Raw genomic sequence first — 19,325 nt, forward strand, 5'->3', positions numbered from 1 at the left:
TGCAAATGAGATAGACCTGGCTGGCATGCGCGTCTACCTCGGTATAGCCGCGAAGCACGGGGAGATCCCTCTTCCTGTCCTGGAGAAGGCCCGTAGCGTCATCGAGCTCGCCTTCCCGGTGCCCCCGGACGTCATCCGCGGCCGGGAATGGCACGGCAGGGGGGTCTCCCTGCTCGGCTGGACCAACGAGCCCGACGACCTCCGTCAGCCGCCGCTGCTGTCCGAGCACGGCGGCCGGGTCATCGGGCTGCACGGCCACCTGGCCGACCCCGCCGACGTCGCCCGGCTGCCCCGCGACCCCGGCGACCCGCTGGGCGGCTGCTTCTCCTCCTGGTACGCGCGCGACGGCGAGCTGGGCGCGAGCACGGCGATCAACCGGGTGTGCCCCGTCTTCCACGCCGAGACGCCCGACCTGTACCTCATCGGCAGCCGCGCCCTGCTCGTGCACCTGATGGCCCAGCCGGGCGACCGCGTCGAGCACGACGTCCTGGCGCTCCAGACGATGGTCAGGCAGGGGTTCTTCCTGTCGGACGAGACGCCGTACAAAGGGGTGTCGGCGCTGCGGCCGAGCACGCGCGTCGAGGTACGCGACGGCCGGCGGGTGATCGTCGAGACCCCGCTGCCGCAGGCGGCGCCGCCCCCGGCGAGCCGCCGGGCCAAGCGGGCGGCCGTGGACGAGCTGGCCGACGCGCTGCTCGCCACCGTCGAGCCGCTGCGCTCCCTGGGCGAGCCGGTCAACCTGGCGCTGACCGGCGGGCGCGACACCCGCGTCCTGGCGGCGCTGCTGCACGCCGCGCAGGTGCCGTTCCGGGTGACGACGAACGGCCTCGACACCCACCCCGACGTGATCATCGCGCGGCGGATCGCCGCCGAGCTGAAGGTCGAGCACACGGTCATCGCGCCGCCGCAGACGGCCGCCAAGGACGCCGTGCTGGTGGAGCACCCGCTGGCCCGCGCCTGGGAGACGCTGCGCACGTGCGAGGGCATGACCTCGGCGTACGAGTCGATCGTGAGCTACCTGCCGTACTCCGGCAAGCCCACCATGTCCGGGCAGAGCGGCGAGACGCTGCGCGCGGGCAGCCTCAACCTCCTGCAGACCGACCTCGGCGACAAGGCCCTGCTGCGCCGGATCACCACGACCTTCTGCAAGGACGACAAGCTGTTCACCGCCGAGGCCAACGAGCACGCCCGCGAGCTGGCCCGCCCCTGGCAGGAGCGGCCCGACCGGCTGGAGGCGCTCGACCACATCTACATCTGGTACAAGGTCGGCCGGTGGCAGGCCAGCGCGCGGGCCGGCGCCCTGCGCCGGGGCGATCCGGTGCGGCCGTTCCTGGACAACCGGGTGGTGCGCGCGGCGCTCGCCCTCGACCAGCGCTGGCGGCTGTCGGAAGAGGTGATCTACCAGCTCGTCGTGCGCTTCGCGCCCCGCCTGCGTGACGTGCCGATCGAGGGCAAGCCGTGGCGCTTCGCGGAGGGCATGACCCGGCGACTGCCGTGGACGCACGTCCCGCCGCCCGCCATGCCGACCGTGAAGACCGGCGGCGGCTGGAGCTGGCGGACCAGCCCCGGGCCCGCGCTCACGGACGTGCTGCGCCGGCAGGTGCTCGGCAGCCTCGACGCGCTCGCGCCCATCGTGAACCCCGACGAGGCGCGGGCCCTGTTCGCCGACCCGGTGGTCAAGAAGCCCGCGCTCGCCTGGCACCTCTACACCGTGAGCGCCCTGCTCACCGGGCTCTACCCCGGCAAGCAGCCCGAGGGACTGGAGCCGATCACGGTCTCCAGGCCGGATCCCGGCCGATGAGGCCGAGGAACCGCTCCAGCGCGGGCGCGTCCGCCGGCACGGCGACCTCCTCGCCGAACGCGCCCCGCGCCCGGCCGATCGGCGCCATGTCCTTGGCGAAGGCCAGCAGCCTGGCCGCGGTCGCCTCCTCCACCTCGTAGCCGCGGCCGGTCGCCCGGGAGAGGTCCCAGCCGTGGGCGACCAGGTCGGTGAGCGCCATGTGGGCGAGGACGGTGCGCGGCAGCCCGCCCATAGCCTCGCTGACGCCCTCCCACGACTCCGGCTTGTCCCAGGCGATCAGCATGCGCTCGACCCGCTCGGGGAAGTCGCCGGTGTACTCCTTCGGAGGCAGGAACCCGCCGCCGCCCGCGACCGACTCGAACAGTGAGGCGCCCCACTCCAGGTGGTTGATCAGCCCCCGGACGTCGAACTCCTGGCACGGCGTGGGCCGGCCGAACTCCTCCTCGGGGATGCTGGTGACCAGGTCGGCGGTGCGCTGGGCGGCCCCGCGCAGCATCGGCAGCAACTCTTCTCTCATGAGCTACAGGATGCCAGCGCCCGGTCCTCCTCCGTGATCCGAATCGTGAGAAGAACCGCGTTGACCGCCGTGAAGACCAGCGCGGTGAGCCAGGCGGTGTGGACGAGCGGCAGCGCCACCCCCTCCGCCACGACGGCCACGTAGTTGGGGTGCCGCACCCACCGGTACGGCCCGCCGCTCACCAGCGGCAGCCCCGGCACCACGACCACCCGCGTGTTCCACTGCCGCCCCAGCGTCCCGATGCACCACCAGCGCAGCGCCTGCGCGAGCAGCACCACGGCGAGCATCGGCCAGCCCAGCGCCGGCACGAACGGCCGCCCGAGCAGCCACACCTCGGCCGGCGCGGCCACCAGGAGCGCCACGTGCGCCGCCACGATCCAGGGGTAGTGGCGCCTGCCGTGCTCGACGCCGCCCCGCGCCCGCGCCCACGCCAGGTTGCGCCTGGCCACGACCAGCTCGGCCAGCCGTTCCATGACGACCAGCCCGATCAGCACCAGGTAGGCGTTCACCAGTGCAGCAGGAGCAGCTCGGCGGAGAAGCCCGGCCCCAGGGCCATCAGCACCGCGGGCGCCCCCGGCCGGCCGCGCGTCTCCTGCAGCACGTTGAGCACCGACACCGACGACAGGTTGCCGTGCCGGCGCAGCGAGCGCCAGGTCACCTCGACCGCCTTGGGCGGCAGGCCCAGCGTCTCCACGATCTTCTCGATGACCTTGGGGCCGCCGGGGTGGCAGATCCAGGTGCCCACCTGGTCGGGGGTCAGGCCGTAGTCGGCGAGGAAGGCCCGGATGTCGCCCGCCAGCACCTCCTCGACGAAACTGGTCAGGTCGGCGTCCAGGACGAGGCGGAAGCCGTGGTCGCCGACCTCCCAGCCCATCAGGTGCTCGGTGCCGGGATACAGGCGGCTGCGGGTCGCCACGACCTCCGGCCCCCGTCCGCGCCCGGTCGCCACGACGGCTCCCGCGGCGTCGCCGAACAGGCCGCTCGCGACGAGGTTCGCGATCGAGGTGTCGTCCCGCTGGATGGTGAGCGAGCACAGCTCCAGGCACACCAGGACCGCGACGTGGTCCGGCCAGCCGCGCAGGTAGTCGTACAGGCGGGACAGGCCCGACGCCCCGGCCGCGCACCCCAGGCCGAAGACCGGCAGCCGCTTGACGTCCGGCCGCAGCCCCATGCGTTTGGCCAGCCGCGCGTCCAGGGAGGGCGTGGCCAGGCCCGTGGTCGAGCAGAACAACAGGTGGTCGACCCGCTTCGGCTCCACGCCCGCCTGGTCGAGCGCGGCCGTCAGCGCCCGCTCGGTCAGGTCGAGGCCGAGCTCCACGTACGCGTCGTTGGCCCGGCCGAAGGAGTCGAGCTTGGCGTAGTCCTCCAGCGGGAGCGCGAGACTGCGGCCCGTCACGCCGGTCGCCTCGTGGAAGCGCCGCAGGAGGTCCTCGTCGCAATGGGTCAGACGGGCGAACGCCTCGGTGATCTCCGCCTGCTCGTAGCGGTGATCGGGGAGAACCGTCTGTACCGCCGTGATATGCATGCACTTCCTCTGCCGCTGGAGGAGCCCGGCTAACATGCGCTCATGCTCCTCCCCGACCCGGCCCGGCCGCACCGGGTCGCCGCGCTGGCCTTCGACGGGATGGCGCCCTTCGAGCTGGGCTGCGTGGTGGAGCTGTTCGGGCTGCCCCGGCCGGAGCTGGCCGAGCTCGGCGTGCCCTGGTACGACCTCAGGGTGTGCGCGGCGTCCCCGGAGCCGCTGCGCGTGGTGGGCGGCTTCACCATGAGCGCCGAGCACGGGCTCGACGTGCTGGCCGAGGCCGACACGGTGATCGTCCCCGGGGTGGCGGACGTGCGCGGGCCGGTGCCGGACCCGCTCGTGGCCGCGCTGCGCCGGGCGCACGGGCGCGGCGCGCGGCTCGTGTCGATCTGCTCGGGCGCCTTCGCGCTGGCCGCCGCCGGGCTGCTCGACGGCCGTCCGGCCACCACCCACTGGAGGTACGCCGCCCTGCTCCAGGAGCGCTTCCCCGCCGTCCGGGTCAACCCGTCGGTCCTGTACGTGGACGACGGCGACGTGCTGACCAGCGCGGGCAGCGCCGCCGGGCTCGACCTGCTGATCCACCTCGTCCGCACCGACCACGGCCCGCGCGTCGCCAACACGGTCGCCCGCCGCCTGGTCGTGCCGCCGCACCGGGAGGGCGGGCAGGCCCAGTTCATCGAGGCGGCGGTCACGCCGGCCGGCGGCGACGACGCGGTGGCGCGGGCGATGGCGTGGGCCCTGGAGCACCTGGCCCGGCCGATCACCGTGGCCGACCTGGCGCACGTGGCGACCATGTCGCAGCGCTCGTTCATCAGGCACTTCCACCGGCGGACCGGCACCAGCCCGCTGCGGTGGGTGATCGCGCAGCGGGTGGCGGCCAGCCTGCCGATGCTGGAGTCCACGGGGGTTTCGGTGGAGGAGATCGGGGCGGCGGTGGGGTTCGAGAGCGCGGTGACGTTCCGGCGTCACTTCACCAGGGCCATGCGGACGTCGCCGTCCGCCTACCGCAGGACGTTCGCCGGGGGCTCCGGTCAGGGCAGCAGGCCCGCGACGAGCGCGCGAAGCCCCCGGTCGTAGGTGTCCCTCGCGGTGAGCTCCGCCCACCGCGGCCCCACCTCGGCCAGGCGCGGGAACGCGCCCGCGTCCAGCTCCGCGAACACCCGCTCCCGGTAGGTGCTCCCGCCCTCCGCCCGCCGCCCGGCCGCCGCCGCCCTGGCGCCGATCTCGCCGGCGGTGTAGTGCCAGATGATCCGGTACGCCGAGACCGCGTCCTCCATCGCCAGCCCCGCCGCCAGGGCCGCATCGATGATCTTCTCCGGGTACCAGAGCCCGCCGACGGACAGCAGGTCGTCGGCGCGCAGCACGTCCACGATCCACGGGCAGCCGGCCAGCGCCTCGCGCATCGCGGTGGCCACGGCGACGACGCGCTCGCGCGGCTCACCCGGCAGCTCCTCCTCGGCCGGGCGGGCGTGGCCCGTCGCGTAGTCGTCGAGGAGAAGCAGGAGGAGCTCCTCCTTGTCGCGTACGTGGTGGTAGAGGGCCATGGCCGTGCTGCCGACCTCGCGGGCGAGGCGGCGCATGGTCAGGCTCGCCACGCCGTCCTCCTCGATGACCCGGTGGGCGGCGGTCACGATGTCGGCCCTGGAGATCTTCGGCGGGCGGCCGGTGCGCGCTGGCATCCTGTCATGTTACTTTCTATACATGTATAAAAACTCCTTCGCGAGCCGGGCGGCCGTGGGGGCGCTCGCGTACGGCGTCGCCGTCGGCACGCTGCAGATGACCGTGGTGGTGCCGCTGCTGCCCCGGCTGGCGCACGAGCTCGCCGCCTCGCCCGCCTCCGTCTCCTGGACGCTCACCGCCGGGCTCCTGTCCGGCGCGGTCGCCATCCCGCTGCTGTCCCGCCTCGGCGACCTGTACGGGCGGCGGATGATGTCCCTGGTCGCCCTCGCGCTGCTCGTGGCCGGATCGGTGCTCAGCGCCGTGTCGGACACGCTCGCGCCCATGATCGCGGGACGCGTGCTGCAAGGGCTGGCCGCGCCGCTGCTCCCGCTCGCCATCGGCCTGGTCAGGCAGGCGCTGCCCGCCGAGCGGCTGCCGTCGGCCATCGGGGTGCTGAGCGCCACCATCGGCGTGGGCAGCGGCGGCGGCATGATCGTCGCGGGGCTGGTCGACGGGGACAGGCGGACCGTGTTCTGGCTGCTCGCCGGGCTGGCGGCGCTGGCGTTCGTCCTGGTCGCGGCCACTGTGCGGGAGGGGCTGCGGATGCAGGGGCGGCCGGGGGAGCGGCTGGACCTCATCGGGGCGGTGCTCGTCTCGGGCTGGCTCGTCTGCCTCCTGCTCGCGCTCAGCAAGGGCGCCGAGTGGGGCTGGACGTCGCCGGTCACCCTGGCGCTGCTGGCCGCAGCCGTGGCGGTGGCGGCCTGCTGGGTGGCCGCCGCGCGCCGGGCGCCGTCCCCGCTGATCGAGATCCCGATGCTGCTGCACCGGAGCACCGTGGGGGCCACGGTGGCGTCGTTCCTGATCGGGTTCGCGCTGTTCGCCGCGATCACCACGGTGTCGGCGTACGCGCAGGGCACGCTCGGCGCGTCCGTGCTCCAGGTGGGGCTGTACCTGCTGCCGACGACGGTCCTGATGCTCGCGGTCTCCGTGCTGGCCGGCCCGCTGATGCGCCGCTTCGCCCCCGCCACGCTGGTCGCGGGCGGCTCGGCGCTGGTGACGCTCGCCGCCGCCTGGCTCGCCGTGCTGCGCGGCGGCGGACCGGGACTCTACGCCGCCACGGCCGTGCTCGGCCTCGGCGTCGGACTCGGTTACGCGGCGCTCGGCACCATGGCCGTCCAGCACGTCGAACCCGCCAGGACCGCGGCGGCCGGAGGCGTCAACGCGCTGGTGAGGGTGCTCGGCAGCAGCCTGGCCGGAGCGGTGGGCGCGGTGGTCCTGGCCGCCGGCGGCCCCGGCTGGGCCTTCACCCTCGCCGCGGGGGCGGCGCTGGTCGCGGCTCTCTTCGCCGCCGTACACGGAAGGGTGCGCATCGCATGACCGGGGACCGGCGGCTCGTCGCCTGGGGTGACGAGCTGATCAAGCTGCACGACGGCTTCCGCCGCGATCTCGCCGCCCTGCGCGCCGGGCTGCGTGGAGCGGGCGGGGGCGAGTTGCGTACGCACTGCCTGGCGTTCTGCGACGCCCTGCACGCCCACCACGAGGGCGAGGACGCCACGTTGTTCCCGCACCTGGCCGCCGAGCATCCCGATCTGGCGGAGGTCCTGCGCCGGCTCGGCGCCGAGCACCGGGTGGTGGCCCGGCTCCTGGAGCGCGTCCGGCGGCTGCTGGACGAGGAAGGGGCGGGGGAGGGCGTCGCGGACGAGGTGGAGCGGCTGACCCGCGAGCTGGAGGCTCACCTGGACTACGAGGAGGAGCACCTGGTTCCCGTGCTCAACCGGATGACCGCGCTGCCTGACGGCGTCTGATCGCTGGCCATTTCGAACTGGCGTTCGTATAATGGGGACATGGATCTCACGCCGAAGGACCTTCCCGAGCTCTGGCGGCCGCCGATCGTTCTTCGCGCCGGCGCGGCGCGCTATCTGCTCGCCTGGGGTGACGACGCCGCGGGCGAACGATGGGGTTTCCTGCTGTGGCCGCCGCGGGCGCGGCCGGCGGACGACGGCGTCGCGCACGAGGGGCAGGCGCGCTGGGTGCCGTGGGAGGACATCCGCCCGGTCGCGGGCGAGGACTACAGCACCGTTCCGGTGGCGGACGCGTTGCTGTGAGGTGAGAAGAGGACACAACCTGGCCGCTTCGGCTGGCACGGTGGTGGTCGAGCGGGCCGCCGGCCGTGCCCGCTCGACGACCACCGATCCGCAAGGAGCGATCATGTCCGTCGACGCCGTGACCCACCTCAACTTCCGTGGCGACGCCCGCGAGGCGCTCGCCTTCTATCAGTCCGTGTTCGGCGGCGACGTGGTCGCCGTCACCTACAAGGACGCCGGGAACGTCCAGGACCCCGCCGAGGCCGACCAGGTCATGTGGGGCCAGGTGAGCGCCCCCAACGGGTTCCGCGTGATGGCCTACGACGTGCCGTCGGGCCAGCCGTGGGACCAGGGCCAGAACGCGTTCTTCCTCTCGCTGCGCGGCCAGGACGCCGACGAGGTGACCGCGTACTGGGAGAAGCTCGCCGTCGGGGCGAGCGTGCTGCGGCCGTTCGAACCCGCCGCGTGGGCGACGCTCTACGGCATGCTGAAGGACCGCTTCGGCGTCACCTGGGTGGTGGACGTCGTCAGCCCGTACGTGCCGTCCTGACCCCCGCGGCGAGGGTCAGGCGGGGACGCGGCCGACGCCGGCCAGGATGCCGGACCGCACATAGTCGTGCTCCCCGCCGGGCGCGCCGTCCGGCCTCCAGTCGGCGACCGGCACCACGCCGGGCCCGACCAGCTCCAGCCCGTCGAAGAAGGCGGCGATCTGGCCGTGGTCACGCCGCGCGAGGCCGCCGGAGGGCGTGTTGGCGTAGACCTGGCGCCCGGCCTGCACGGCGTCCTCGCCGGCGTCGCCCGCGTACAGGTGCGACAGCACGAGATGCCCGCCGGGCCGCAGCCGCTCCCGCACCCGCGCCGTGATGCGCCCGGCCTCGGCGTCGTCGGGGACGAAGTGCAGCACGGCGACCATGAGGACGGCGAACGGCTGCGACAGGTCCAGGTGCCCGGCCACGCGCGGGTCGTCGAAGATCGCGTCGGGGTCCTTGAGATCGCCCCGCACGACGATGACGTCGGGGTCCGTGGCGAGCAGGGCGCGGGCGTGGGTGAGGACGATCGGGTCGTTGTCCACGTACACGACCCGCGAGCCCGGCCCGTGCCGCCGGGCGACCTGGTGGACGTTGTCCTGCGTCGGCAGCCCGGCGCCGATGTCCAGGAACTGGCGCACGCCCGCCTCGGCCAGCATGCGCACCGCCCGCCCGAGGAAGGCGCGGTTGGCGAGGGCGATCTCGCGGGCGTCGTTGCCGAGCCGCCGGCCGAGCTCGATCATCTGCTCGGCGGCCTCGCGGTCCACGGCGAAGTTGTCCCGGCCGCCGAGGTAGTAGTCGTACATGCGGGCGACGCTCGGCACGCTGGGGTCGATCCCGTCCGGCACGCGGTCCGTCTCGGTCATGTCCCGACTGTAGGTCCAAGCCGGACGCGGCGGAAGATCACACCCGCCGGAACGTGTGCCGGTACGCCAGCGGCGCCACCCCCACCGCCGCGTGCAGGTGCTGGCGCAGCGAGACCGCCGTGCCGAACCCGGCCCGCCTGGCCACCTCCTCCACCCCGAGGTCGGTGGTCTCCAGCAGGTGCCGGGCGTGCTGCACCCGCTGGGCGGCCAGCCACCTGGCCGGGCTCACCCCGGTCTCCTCGCGGAAGCGCCGGGTGAAGGTGCGCACGCTCATCCTCGCGTGCCCGGCGAGGGCGTTGAGGTCGAGCGGGCGGTCGAGGTGGGCGAGCATCCACTCCCGGGTGGCGCCCAGGCCGCCGGCCGTCTCGTCCGGCAGCGGCCGCTCGACGTACTGGGCCTGGCCGCCGTCCCGCCACGGCGGCATCACGCACCGGCGGGCGGTGCGGTTGGCCACCTCGCTGCCGTGGTCGCGCCTGATGACGTGCAGGCACAGGTCCATGCCGGCGGCCACGCCGGCCGAGGTCAGCACGTCGCCGTCGTCCACGAACAGCACGTCGGGGTCCAGCCTCACCTGCGGGAACAGCTCCGCGAACCGGGGCGCCTCCCGCCAGTGCGTGGTGGCCGGACGGCCGTCGAGGAGCCCGGCCGCGGCCAGCACGAACGCCCCCGTGCAGATCGACATCACCCGCGGCCGGTCGCGCAGGGCGGCGCGCAGCTCGGCCGAGAGCGTGCCGTCCTTGAGCACCCGGCCCGCGTGGATGCCGGGCACGAGGACGGTGTCGGCCGTGTCGAGCACGTCGAGGTCATGGTCGGGCTGCACGCTGTAGCCCGCCGAGCAGCGCACCGGCCGCCGGCCCTCGGAGCAGGTCACCACCTCGTACAGCTTCTCGCCGCCGGGGGTCTCCGCGGCCCAGAAGACCTGGCCGGGGATGCCGAAGTCGAGAGGGGCGAAGTGGTTGAGCGCGACCACGGCGATACGATGACGGCGCATGGCCGGATTCTTGCACATATTGGCTTTCCGGCCACTCGTCCCCGTACTGGCAGAACCCCCAGGATTGCCGCATGACCTCCAGCACCACCCCCGCCCGCGCCCCCGTCGCCGGGCCGGCCCGCCGCGGCCCGCACCGCGCCTGGTACGTCGCGGCCGTCGCCTTCGTGGCGATCCTGGGCGCGGCCGGGTTCCGCGCCACGCCGGGCGTGCTCATCACGCCGCTGCGCGCGGAGTTCGGCTGGTCCACCGGCACCGTATCGCTGGCGGTGTCGGTCAACCTGGTCCTGTACGGCCTCACGGCACCTTTCGCCGCCGCGCTCATGGACCGGTTCGGCATGCGCCGCGTGGTCGCGCTGGCCCTGCTGCTGATCGCGGCGGGCAGCGGGCTGACCGTGTTCATGACCGCGAGCTGGCACCTCCTGCTGTTCTGGGGCATCTTCGTCGGGCTCGGGACGGGCTCGATGGCGCTGGTGTTCGCCGCGACCGTGGTCGACCGCTGGTTCGTCAGGCACCGGGGGCTGGTCACCGGCATCCTCACGGCGGCCGGGGCGACCGGGCAGCTCATCTTCCTGCCCGTCCTCGCCCAGCTCGCCGAGGGGCCCGGCTGGCGCTGGGCCTCGCTCGCGGTCGCCGGGGCGGCGCTGGCGGTGGTGCCGTTCGTGTGGTGGCTGCTGCGCGACCGCCCCGAGGACGTCGGCACGACGGCGCTCGGCGCCGAGCCCGGCCAGGAGCGCCCCGCCCCGGGCGGCGGCAACGCGGCGTTCCGGGCGCTCGCCGTGCTCGGCCGGGCGGCTCGTACGCGCCCGTTCTGGCTGCTCGCGGGCGGCTTCGCGATCTGCGGCGCGAGCACGAACGGCCTGGTCGGCACCCACTTCATCCCCGCCGCGCACGACCACGGCATGGCCGAGCCCGTCGCGGCCGGGCTGCTCGCCGTCATCGGGATCTTCGACATCGCCGGCACCGTCGCCTCGGGCTGGCTCAGCGACAGGATCGACCCGAAGGTGCTGCTCGGCCTCTACTACGGGCTGCGCGGGCTGTCGCTGATGGTGCTGCCCAGCCTGTTCGCGGCCACGACCGAGCCCAGCATGCTGATCTTCATCATCTTCTACGGCCTGGACTGGGTGGCCACCGTGCCGCCCACCGTGGCGCTGTGCCGCCGCGTCTACGGCGCGGACGGGGCCGTGGTGTTCGGCTGGGTGTTCGCCTCCCACCAGGTGGGGGCCGCGTTCGCCGCCGTCGCCGCCGGGCTCACCCGTGACCACCTCGGCGCCTACGACCTCGCCTGGTACGGGGCGGGCGCGCTCTGCCTCCTCGCCGCCGGCATGTCCCTGGCGATCAGGCATGCTAGGACCCGATGAACGAAGATTTGTACGTGCTGCCGCTGGTCGTCAGGATCGAGCGGGCCACGCCCCCCGAACGCACCGACGCGCTGGAGGCCGCCGCCATGGCGGTGCTCGGCCTGCTCGACGACCCGGGGGAGTGGTCCGCCGAGCTGGACGCCTGGCAGTCCACCGGGAAGATCCGCAAGGTCGTGCGCAGGGCCCGCGGCGCCGAGTGGCGGCGGGCCGTCGCGCTGCCCGGCCGCACGGTCGAGCACCGCACGGCCGAGGTCCGCGTCCATCCGCCGGTGCCGCTGGACGACTGGCCGCGCGACCTCGCCCGGCTGCAGGTCGGGGGCACCGAGCTGAGCGACGCCCACGAGCCGCCGCCCGCCGTCCCGCCGGTCCTGTGGGCCAACCCCGGCCTGGAGATGACCGCGGGCAAGGCCATGGCGCAGGCCGGGCACGCGGCCCAGCTCGCCTGGTGGGCGAGCGACGCCGCCGGGCGCGCGGCCTGGCGGGCCGCGGGGCTCGCCGTCTCGGTCCGCACCGCCCCGGCGCGGGACGACTTCGACGCCATGGTCGCGGCCGGGCTGCCGGTCGTCCGCGACGCCGGGTTCACCGAGATCGAGCCGGGCTCGTGCACGTTCGTCGCCGACGCGCCCTGGCTCCGGGGCCGGGTCGCTAGATCGTGAAGATGTCGGCCAGCACGCCGCCGGCCGCGGTGATCCGGGCCGGCGACGGGCTGTCGTAGACGACCATCAGCCGGCCGTCGGCCAGCCGCGCCAGCCCTTCAGGGTGGTCGCAGCCGGCCCCGTACGGCAGGTCTATGACGACCTCCAGCTCACCCGCGGGCACCACGCCCGACCGCCGCCCCGGCCACCAGCGCCGCACGTGCACCGGCCCGTCGAGCGCCATGGACGGCCCGGTGAGCAGCAGCAGGCCGCAGCCGTCGGGATCGCCGTCCGGGTCGCCGTCGGGGCACAGGTCCCGCACGCCGAGCCCGCCGAGGTCGAGGAAGTGCTTGCGGTACGGCTCGCGCAGCCGCAGCCGCCCCCGTCCCGTCTCCTCCAGCCGCAGCTCCAGCACCACCGCCCAGCCGCGCAGGACCGGGCCGCGCAGCCCGAGGTAGACCCGCTCGCCCACCACGGCGATGCCCTCGACGTCGAGGCCGTTGTCCTTGCCGGGAATCGACAGGAACGGCCCGAGATGCGGGTCGTCGCGCAGGTGCGCCGCGAGGCCGCGCTCCCCGGACAGCACCGCCCCCGCGCCGGGCTCCTCGCCGTGCAGCGGCAGCCGGGCGAGGATGTAGCGGTTCTCCTCCCTGACCAGGGTAGCCAGGCGGGCGGCGGCCTTGGCCGGGTCCTTCGACTTGACCCGCTTGCGCTTCAGGCTGTGCGAGCCGACCACCCACAGGTGCCCGCCGGCCCGCGCCATGCCCTCGATGTCGGCCTCGTCGTCGGGGCCGGCGGGGAGGTCGATGTAGTCCGCCAGGCGGAACGTGCGCTGGTCGCCGAAATGGTCGCCGGTCCAGGCCAGGTGCTCGAAGGAGGCGGTCTCGTCGCCGGCCACCCAGAGGCCGTGGGGGCTCTGGCGGAGCGCCGAGAGGTTCGTATGGGTCTGGGACGCCCGCGAGGCGTGATCGAAGCGGAGCTCCACCTGTTGCACGACGCCATGATTGCACTTCGGTCGCATCACCTACGGAATGGCGGGATATGTCGTACGCTCCCGTCGTGCTCGATGGGGAAGATGAGATCAAGGGTTCCCGTGTGAGAACCGCGACCAAGGCCAGAACCCTTATTTCTCCGCCCAAACGCTCCCGCATCGGTGACATCCGCATGCGGGTGGTGTACCGGGGCCTCGCCGTGGCCGCCGCCGTCGCGGCGGCGGCCGTGGCGGTGGTCGTGGTGCTCCCGTCGGAGCCGGACGAGGTCGTCGCGGGGCCGGTAACCGCGCCGCCGGCCGCGCAGCCCTCGTCCGGCCCCTCCGCGCCGGCGTCCCCGTTAGCCTCGGCGTCGGTGTCTTCCTCGGCGTCGTCCTCGGCTTCCCCGTCGGAGGCCGTGACCCCGGCCGCGCCCGCCGCCCAGGTCACGCCGACCCCCAGCACGTCCCTGGCTCCCGGCTACACCGCCATGGAGGCCCTGTACGCCGACCCCCGCGTCCCCAAGCTCACCGCGAAGGTCAAGCGCATGCGGCTCCCGGCCCCCTCCCGCCGGGTGACCAAGGACCGGCGGAGCGGCCTCGCCGTGCCGAAGCTGCCGAAGCCCTGGAAGACGTACGGGCCGGCGCCGTTCACCACCAGGCAGGTGCTGCCGCGGCTGCGCGGCGGCGCGGTGCGGGGCATGTTCGTCACCTGCCCGCTGCCGATCATGGAACAGAAGTCGCCGCGCGACACCGCGCTGCTCGCCGCCCGCTGGACGCTCAACCACCACCCCAAGGGCGCGCGCATCCACTGGCTGGCCTCGCAGCCGGTCAAGCGCGGCTGGCTGCTCGTCTACCGCGTCACGTACGGCAAGCGCTCCTCGCGCGCGGCGGTGGTCGTGGTGGACGGGGGAATGTCCAAGCCGGGTTTGGCGTTCGTGACAGTGCCTGACGCGCAGCGCAAGCAGTGGAGCGACATCGCCCGCGTGGCCTCGGGGGTGCGTGTTCTAGGCTAGAAGGATCATGGTGGCGGCGATGTGGGGAGTGGACGCCGTGGAACGCTCTGGATCGCCGCAGGCACCAGGCAAGGGCAAGGGCAAGCCGCCCTGGCGCTCGGAGGGGCTGCCCGGCACGCCCGGCGGCCGACCCAAGATCAACTGGTGGCGGTTCGTCGTCACGCTGCTGGTCGTGTACGCGGGCTTCTTCGTCGTGTCGTCGTTCGTCGACAACGAATCCGTCGAGACCATCTCCTACACCGAGTTCACCGCCCAGGTCGACGCCAAGAACGTCAAGGACATCTCCGCCCAGGGCCTGTCGGTCGAGGGTGACCTGAGGAACGCGGCGAAGAACCCCGACGGCGGCGCCACGTACACCCGGTTCTCCACCGAGATCCCCGCCTTCGCCAACACCGACCAGCTCGACCAGCAGCTCCGCACCGGCCAGGTCGAGATCACCTCCAAGCCCCTCACCCGCGGCTTCTTCTCCAACCTGCTGCTGTCGCTGCTGCCCGTGCTGCTGCTGGCCGGCCTCTGGATCTGGATCATGCGGCGCGGCGCCAGCATGATGGGCGGCGGCGGGCTCGGCGGGCTCGGCAAGTCCAAGGCGGCCAAGCCGGTCGAGGCCGGGCAGGTGCGGGTCACCTTCGACGACGTCGCCGGCATCGACGAGGTCGAGAACGAGCTGGTCGAGATCGTCGACTACCTCAAGGACCCGGGCAAATACCGCAGGCTGGGCGCCAAGCTGCCCAAGGGCGTGCTGCTCGCCGGCCCGCCCGGCACCGGCAAGACGCTGCTGGCCAGGGCCGTCGCGGGCGAGGCCAAGGTCCCCTACTTCTCCGCCTCCGCCTCCGAGTTCATCGAGATGATCGTCGGCGTGGGCGCCTCGCGCGTACGCGACCTGTTCGAGGAGGCGCGCAAGGTGGCGCCGTCGATCGTGTTCATCGACGAGATCGACGCCATCGGCCGGGCCAGGGGCGGCGCGGGCGGCATCGGCGGCCACGACGAGCGCGAGCAGACCCTCAACCAGATCCTCACCGAGATGGACGGCTTCTCCGGGGCCGAGGGCGTCATCGTCATCGGCGCCACCAACCGTCCCGAGATCCTCGACCCGGCGCTGCTGCGCCCCGGCCGGTTCGACCGGACCGTGCAGGTGGGCCTGCCTGACGCCGCCGGGCGCACCGCCATCCTCGGCGTGCACACCCGTGGCGTCCCGCTGGACCCCGAGGTCAGCCTCGACCAGCTCGCCAAGACCACGCCCGGCATGACCGGCGCCGACCTGGCCAACCTCGTCAACGAGTCGGCCCTGCTCGCCGCCAAGCGCGGCAAGGAGAAGGTCACCAGGTCCGACTTCACCGACGCGCTGGAGAAGCTGCAGCTCGGCGCGGCCCGCAGCATCGTGATGCCGGAGGAGGAGCGCACCCGCACCGCCTTCCACGAGGCCGGTCACGCGCTGCTCGGCATGCTGCAGCCCGGCGCCGACCCGGTCAGGAAGATCTCGATCATCCCGCGCGGGCGCGCGCTCGGCGTGACGCTGTCCACCCCCGACACCGACCGCTACGCCTACGACGAGCAGTACCTCCGCGGCCGCATCACCGGCGCGCTCGGCGGCATGGCGGCCGAGCAGGTCGTCTTCGGCGTCATCACCACCGGCGCCGAGAACGACCTCGAACAGGTCACCATGATCGCCCGGGGCATGGTGGGCCGCTGGGGCATGTCGGAGAAGGTCGGCCCGCTCACCATCCTGCCCAACGACGGCTCGCAGCCGCAGGCCAGCGCCGCCACCCTCGCCACCGTCGACGAGGAGGCGCGGCGCATCGTGGAGCAGTGCTACGAGCGCGCCGTCCAGGTGCTCACCGACAACCGCGACAAGCTGGACGCGATCGTCGCGGCGCTGCTGGAGCACGAGACGCTGGACGAGGCCGACGCCTACGCCGCGGCCGGTCTGGCCGGCCAGCCGAAGGCCGACGTCACCTCCTGACTTTCCCGAGAATTAGCACAAAGCGGGCGTTGCTCCGCGGCGTCACGGGAACCTGTAGCGTCAGGAGCCTTCGAGCGCCGAGGATCGGAGGAGAGCCGTGACGCCGTACGACGAACTCCTCGACCAGCAGCTGCTCGAACAGCTCGGCCGGCCGGGCCTGGAGCAGACGGCCGCCATGCTCGGCACCGACGAGGACAAGGCCCGCGACGTCGTCCAGGCCGTCACCGGCGTCATCATCGGCGGCCTCGCCCGCAACGTGCAGTACCCCGACGGGGCCGACGCCCTGCGCGGTGCGCTGGAGGACCACGTCGACGCCGACCCCTTCGACGGCGACGTGGCCTCGCTCACCCGCGACGGCCACAGCATCCTCGGCCACGTGCTCGGCGGTCAGGGCACCGAGGCGGCCGCGACCGGGCTGGGGCGGCTGTTCGGCGTCGACACCGGCGCCATGATGAAGCTGCTGCCGCTGATCGCGCCCATGGTGATGTACCTGCTGGCCACCCGGGCGGACGGCCGCGACCTCGACGCGGACGCCCTGGTCGACGACCTCGAACGCGAGCGCGCCGCCCTGCCCGACACCCGCCGCGAGCTCCTCGACGAGTTGCTCGACCACATCTTCGGGCCGGGCCCGGGACGTCCGGGGATCTACGGCGGACTGCCCGGCACATCCCTCCCCGACTGGTGACCGGTAGGCTTGTCCGGTGATCGTTCTGGCCTCCGCCTCTCCCGCCCGTCTGGCCCTGCTGCGCCATGCCGGCCTCGACCCCAAGGTGATCGTCAGCGGGGTCGACGAGGACGCCTACTCCGCGCACAGCCCGGCCGCGCTCAGCCTCGTGCTCGCGAGGGCCAAGGCCGAAGCCGTCGCGAGCGGGCTCGACCAGGGCGTGGTCATCGGCTGCGACTCCATCCTTGAGCTCGACGGCCGCCCCTACGGCAAGCCGGCCTCCGAGGAGGAGGTCGTGGAACGGTGGCGGCTCATGCGCGGCCGCACCGGCCGCCTCGTGACCGGCCACTGCGTCATCGACGTCGCCGCCGGACGGCAGGTCGCCGAGGTGGCGACCACCGTGGTGCGCTTCGGGCAGCCGTCCGAGGAGGAGATCGCCGCCTACGCCGCCACCGGCGAACCGCTCGGCCTGGCCGGGGCGTTCAGCATCGAGGGGCGCGGCGGCTGGTTCGTCGAGGGCATCGAGGGCGACCACGGCAACGTGCTCGGCCTGTCGCTGCCGCTGCTGCGCGACCTGCTCGCCGAGCTCGGCTACGCGGTGACGGCGTTCTGGCGCTAGCCTGCCGGTCATGCGATCAATGCGTGACTTCTCGGCCGGTATCGGCTTCTTTCTCAAGGGGTTCGGCTGGGTGGCCAGGAACGGCCGGTGGTGGGGGTTCGGGCTGATCCCCGCGCTCATCGCGTTCGCTCTCTACGTGGTCGCGCTGATCTTCCTGGGCACGTACGCGTTCGAGCTGGCCGAGTTCCTGACCCCGTTCGCCGACTCCTGGAGCTGGCAGGGGGCCTTCCGCACCCTGGTCGGGATCGTGCTGTTCGCCGGCGGGCTGGCGCTGGCGGTGGTGACGTTCACGGCGGTCACGCTCGCCATCGGCGAGCCGTTCTACGAGCGGCTGTCGGCGGCGGCCGACCCGCTGGACAACGAGATCGAGCAGCCGTGGTGGCGCACCCTGCCGCGCTCGATCAGGGACAGCCTCGTGACGCTCTTCTATGTGCTGCTGTTCACCGTGCCGCTGTTCGTGCTGGGGTTCGTACCGGTGCTGGGGCAGACCGTGGTGCCGGTGCTGGGGGCGGCGGTGTCCGGGTTCTTCCTGACCGTCGAGCTCACGACGCTGGCGCTGGAGCGGCGGGGTGTGGCACGCAAGGAACGCTTCCGGCTGCTGCGCGCGAACCTGGGGGTGACGCTGGGGTTCGGGGTGGCGGTGTTCGTCCTGTTCCTGGTGCCGTTCGTGGCGGTGATCGCCATGCCGGCCGCCGTAGCCGGCGCCGCCCTCCTGGTCCGCCACCACATCGCCCCCACCACCTCCGCCACCACCCCCTGACCCGCGCCGGGTGTGGGGCGCCCGCGGTCCAGGGCGCCGGCACTTGTGCGGGTGTTGTCCACAGGGGCAGCCCGTCGCCCGCACGCTTGTCCCCAGAATCGCCTTCGGCTCATTCCGGGCCCGCGCTTCCGGGCACCCTAACGGTCCATGACGACCAACACCTCCCCGCCCCCGCCCCCCTTCACCTCTCCCTCGACCCCCGCTTCCTCCTCGCCCTTCCTCACCCTCACCAGCCCGTCGGACATCCTGGCCGCCGTCCCCTATCTCGTCGGCTTCCACCCCTCCGAGAGCCTGGTCGCGGTGGGCTTGGAGCACGGCAAGGCCGTGATGGTGGTCCGCTGGGACCTCCCCATGCCCCCGGGCACCCTCGACGCCCTGGAGACCATGTTCATGCGGGAGAAGGTGACCGAGATGGTCGCCATCGGCTACGGCCCCGGGGAGTCCGTCACCCCCGCCGTGGACGAGGTCAGACGGGTGGCGGCCCGGGCCGGCGTCCGCGTGGGGGAGGCACTGCGCGCCCACGCCGGCCGCTACTGGTCCTACGTCTGCACCCTCCCGTCCTGCTGCCCCGCCCAGGGCACCCCGTACGACCCCGGAAGCAGCCGCATCGCCGCCGAGGCCACCGTGCGCGGCCTGGTCGCCCTCCCCGATCGCGAAACCCTCGAACGCACCCTCGCCCCGGTCACAGGCCCGGTCAGGCTGGCGATGCGCCGCGCCACGTCCGACGCGGCGGGCGAGGTCAAGGCCGCGCTGGCGGCGGCCACCAACCTCGACGCCTTCACCCGAGGCTTCGTGGCGGAGGGCCTGGCCCGCGTCCGCAAAGCCCTGGCGACCCACGAGGAGGGCGGGCGGCTCACCGACCTGGAGGCCGCCAGGCTGGGCCTCGACCTCGCCCTCGTACGGATCCGCGACGAGGCCTGGACACTCATGCAGGACTCCCACGTCGCGCTGTGGAAAGACCTCACCCGCCGCCTGGAGCCGCGCTTCGCACCACCGGCCGCGTCCCTGCTGGCGATGGCGGCCTGGCGGTCGGGCGACAGCATCCTGGCCACCGTCGCCCTCGAACGCGCCCTGGCGATCGACCCGGGCTACTCGATGGCCAACCTGCTCATGCACGCGGTCCAGAACCTGCTCTCACCCGCGATCCTGCGCGACCGCATGCCGACCCCCGCCGAGCTCGACACCGCCATGGGCGCGGCCCACGCGGGCTGGCTCCTGCCCTTGTCGGGCCTCCTGCTGGACGACGAAACACCCATCCCAGGAGACTGAGCCCTCTCCGCTCCAGCGACGAGCGGCGGCCCAGTGACGAGCGGCGGCTGGGCGACGAGCGGCGGCCCAGTGACGAAGGGCGGCTCAGTGACGAAGGGCGGCTCAGTGAC

21 protein-coding genes are annotated in these 19,325 nt (G+C 73.5%); 14 read left to right on the forward strand and 7 right to left on the reverse strand.

Annotated features, from left to right (window positions below; all coding sequences use genetic code 11):
* Positions 1-25 precede the first annotated feature (25 nt).
* Positions 26-1,801 (forward strand): asparagine synthase-related protein, encoded by a 1,776-nt coding sequence (locus tag ABD292_RS44740; RefSeq protein WP_344218745.1) that lies wholly within the window; start codon positions 26-28, stop codon positions 1,799-1,801.
* Here the strand turns inward: ABD292_RS44740 and ABD292_RS44745 are convergent.
* From ABD292_RS44745 to ABD292_RS44755, 3 genes are read right to left on the reverse strand one after another with little or no spacing between them, the layout of a single operon-like run.
* On the reverse strand, positions 1,770-2,318 hold the full coding sequence (locus tag ABD292_RS44745; protein ID WP_344218747.1) for a TIGR03086 family metal-binding protein: 549 nt from the start codon (positions 2,316-2,318) through the stop codon (positions 1,770-1,772). The genes ABD292_RS44740 and ABD292_RS44745 overlap by 32 nt on opposite strands.
* Positions 2,315-2,827, reverse strand: a complete 513-nt coding sequence (locus tag ABD292_RS44750) for an isoprenylcysteine carboxyl methyltransferase family protein (protein WP_344218749.1) — start codon at positions 2,825-2,827, stop codon at positions 2,315-2,317. Before ABD292_RS44750 ends, ABD292_RS44745 begins: the two co-directional genes overlap by 4 nt.
* Entirely contained in the window at positions 2,824-3,843 is a 1,020-nt protein-coding gene (locus ABD292_RS44755) for a type III polyketide synthase (protein ID WP_344218751.1), read from the reverse strand. Before ABD292_RS44755 ends, ABD292_RS44750 begins: the two co-directional genes overlap by 4 nt.
* Positions 3,844-3,885: 42 nt before the next feature.
* Between ABD292_RS44755 and ftrA the strand changes: the two genes are divergently transcribed.
* Positions 3,886-4,917 carry a transcriptional regulator FtrA gene (gene ftrA / locus ABD292_RS44760; RefSeq protein ID WP_344218753.1) on the forward strand — a complete coding sequence of 344 codons (1,032 nt, stop codon included), beginning with the start codon at positions 3,886-3,888 and terminating at the stop codon, positions 4,915-4,917.
* Here ftrA and ABD292_RS44765 read toward each other — a convergent pair.
* A complete protein-coding gene (locus ABD292_RS44765) occupies positions 4,872-5,519 on the reverse strand; it encodes a TetR/AcrR family transcriptional regulator (protein ID WP_344218755.1) in 648 nt (215 codons plus the stop codon). The two genes, ftrA and ABD292_RS44765, sit on opposite strands and share 46 nt — an antisense overlap.
* Positions 5,520-5,541: 22 nt before the next feature.
* Here ABD292_RS44765 and ABD292_RS44770 point away from each other — a divergent pair, with 22 nt between their 5' ends.
* The 4 genes from ABD292_RS44770 to ABD292_RS44785 all read left to right on the forward strand — a co-directional run bounded on the left by ABD292_RS44770 (position 5,542) and on the right by ABD292_RS44785 (position 8,133).
* On the forward strand, positions 5,542-6,876 hold the full coding sequence (locus ABD292_RS44770) for an MFS transporter (protein ID WP_344218757.1): 1,335 nt from the start codon (positions 5,542-5,544) through the stop codon (positions 6,874-6,876).
* A complete protein-coding gene (locus ABD292_RS44775) occupies positions 6,873-7,304 on the forward strand; it encodes a hemerythrin domain-containing protein (RefSeq protein WP_344218759.1) in 432 nt (143 codons plus the stop codon). The genes ABD292_RS44770 and ABD292_RS44775 overlap by 4 nt, the downstream gene beginning before the upstream one ends.
* Positions 7,305-7,343: 39 nt before the next feature.
* The gene (locus ABD292_RS44780) at positions 7,344-7,604 is read left to right on the forward strand and encodes a hypothetical protein (RefSeq protein WP_344218761.1); all 261 of its coding nucleotides are present in this window, start codon (positions 7,344-7,346) and stop codon (positions 7,602-7,604) included.
* 103 nt (positions 7,605-7,707) lie between these two features.
* Complete coding sequence (locus tag ABD292_RS44785; RefSeq protein WP_344218763.1) at positions 7,708-8,133, forward strand: VOC family protein; 426 nt, start codon at positions 7,708-7,710, stop codon at positions 8,131-8,133.
* 15 nt (positions 8,134-8,148) lie between these two features.
* Here the strand turns inward: ABD292_RS44785 and ABD292_RS44790 are convergent, their stop codons facing one another.
* Both ABD292_RS44790 and ABD292_RS44795 read right to left on the reverse strand, forming a co-directional pair.
* On the reverse strand, positions 8,149-8,976 hold the full coding sequence (locus ABD292_RS44790; RefSeq protein WP_344218765.1) for an SAM-dependent methyltransferase: 828 nt from the start codon (positions 8,974-8,976) through the stop codon (positions 8,149-8,151).
* Between the two features lie 37 nt (positions 8,977-9,013).
* Complete coding sequence (locus ABD292_RS44795; protein ID WP_344218767.1) at positions 9,014-9,967, reverse strand: GlxA family transcriptional regulator; 954 nt, start codon at positions 9,965-9,967, stop codon at positions 9,014-9,016.
* Positions 9,968-10,038: 71 nt separating this feature from the next.
* Between ABD292_RS44795 and ABD292_RS44800 the strand changes: the two genes are divergently transcribed.
* The gene (locus ABD292_RS44800) at positions 10,039-11,325 is read left to right on the forward strand and encodes an MFS transporter (protein WP_344218769.1); all 1,287 of its coding nucleotides are present in this window, start codon (positions 10,039-10,041) and stop codon (positions 11,323-11,325) included.
* Complete coding sequence (locus tag ABD292_RS44805) at positions 11,322-11,981, forward strand: peptidyl-tRNA hydrolase (protein WP_344218771.1); 660 nt, start codon at positions 11,322-11,324, stop codon at positions 11,979-11,981. Before ABD292_RS44800 ends, ABD292_RS44805 begins: the two co-directional genes overlap by 4 nt.
* On the opposite strand, the gene ABD292_RS44810 is transcribed toward ABD292_RS44805, so the two are convergent.
* On the reverse strand, positions 11,971-12,954 hold the full coding sequence (locus ABD292_RS44810) for a DUF3616 domain-containing protein (protein WP_344218773.1): 984 nt from the start codon (positions 12,952-12,954) through the stop codon (positions 11,971-11,973). The two genes, ABD292_RS44805 and ABD292_RS44810, sit on opposite strands and share 11 nt — an antisense overlap.
* Before the next feature lie 101 nt (positions 12,955-13,055).
* Between ABD292_RS44810 and ABD292_RS44815 the strand changes: the two genes are divergently transcribed.
* The 6 genes from ABD292_RS44815 to ABD292_RS44840 all read left to right on the forward strand — a co-directional run bounded on the left by ABD292_RS44815 (position 13,056) and on the right by ABD292_RS44840 (position 19,215).
* Complete coding sequence (locus ABD292_RS44815) at positions 13,056-13,943, forward strand: hypothetical protein (protein ID WP_344218775.1); 888 nt, start codon at positions 13,056-13,058, stop codon at positions 13,941-13,943.
* Between the two features lie 37 nt (positions 13,944-13,980).
* Positions 13,981-15,903 carry an ATP-dependent zinc metalloprotease FtsH gene (ftsH, locus tag ABD292_RS44820; protein ID WP_344218777.1) on the forward strand — a complete coding sequence of 641 codons (1,923 nt, stop codon included), beginning with the start codon at positions 13,981-13,983 and terminating at the stop codon, positions 15,901-15,903.
* Between the two features lie 97 nt (positions 15,904-16,000).
* A complete protein-coding gene (locus tag ABD292_RS44825) occupies positions 16,001-16,588 on the forward strand; it encodes a DUF937 domain-containing protein (RefSeq protein WP_344218779.1) in 588 nt (195 codons plus the stop codon).
* A gap of 16 nt (positions 16,589-16,604) precedes the next feature.
* Complete coding sequence (locus ABD292_RS44830) at positions 16,605-17,186, forward strand: Maf family protein (RefSeq protein WP_344218781.1); 582 nt, start codon at positions 16,605-16,607, stop codon at positions 17,184-17,186.
* A 10-nt stretch (positions 17,187-17,196) separates the two neighbouring features.
* The gene (locus ABD292_RS44835; RefSeq protein WP_344218783.1) at positions 17,197-17,946 is read left to right on the forward strand and encodes an EI24 domain-containing protein; all 750 of its coding nucleotides are present in this window, start codon (positions 17,197-17,199) and stop codon (positions 17,944-17,946) included.
* A gap of 147 nt (positions 17,947-18,093) precedes the next feature.
* Entirely contained in the window at positions 18,094-19,215 is a 1,122-nt protein-coding gene (locus tag ABD292_RS44840; RefSeq protein ID WP_344218785.1) for a DUF4192 domain-containing protein, read from the forward strand.
* Positions 19,216-19,325 lie beyond the last annotated feature (110 nt).

It is taken from the genome of Nonomuraea bangladeshensis (genome assembly GCF_039529455.1).
Taxonomy (GTDB): domain Bacteria; phylum Actinomycetota; class Actinomycetes; order Streptosporangiales; family Streptosporangiaceae; genus Nonomuraea; species Nonomuraea bangladeshensis.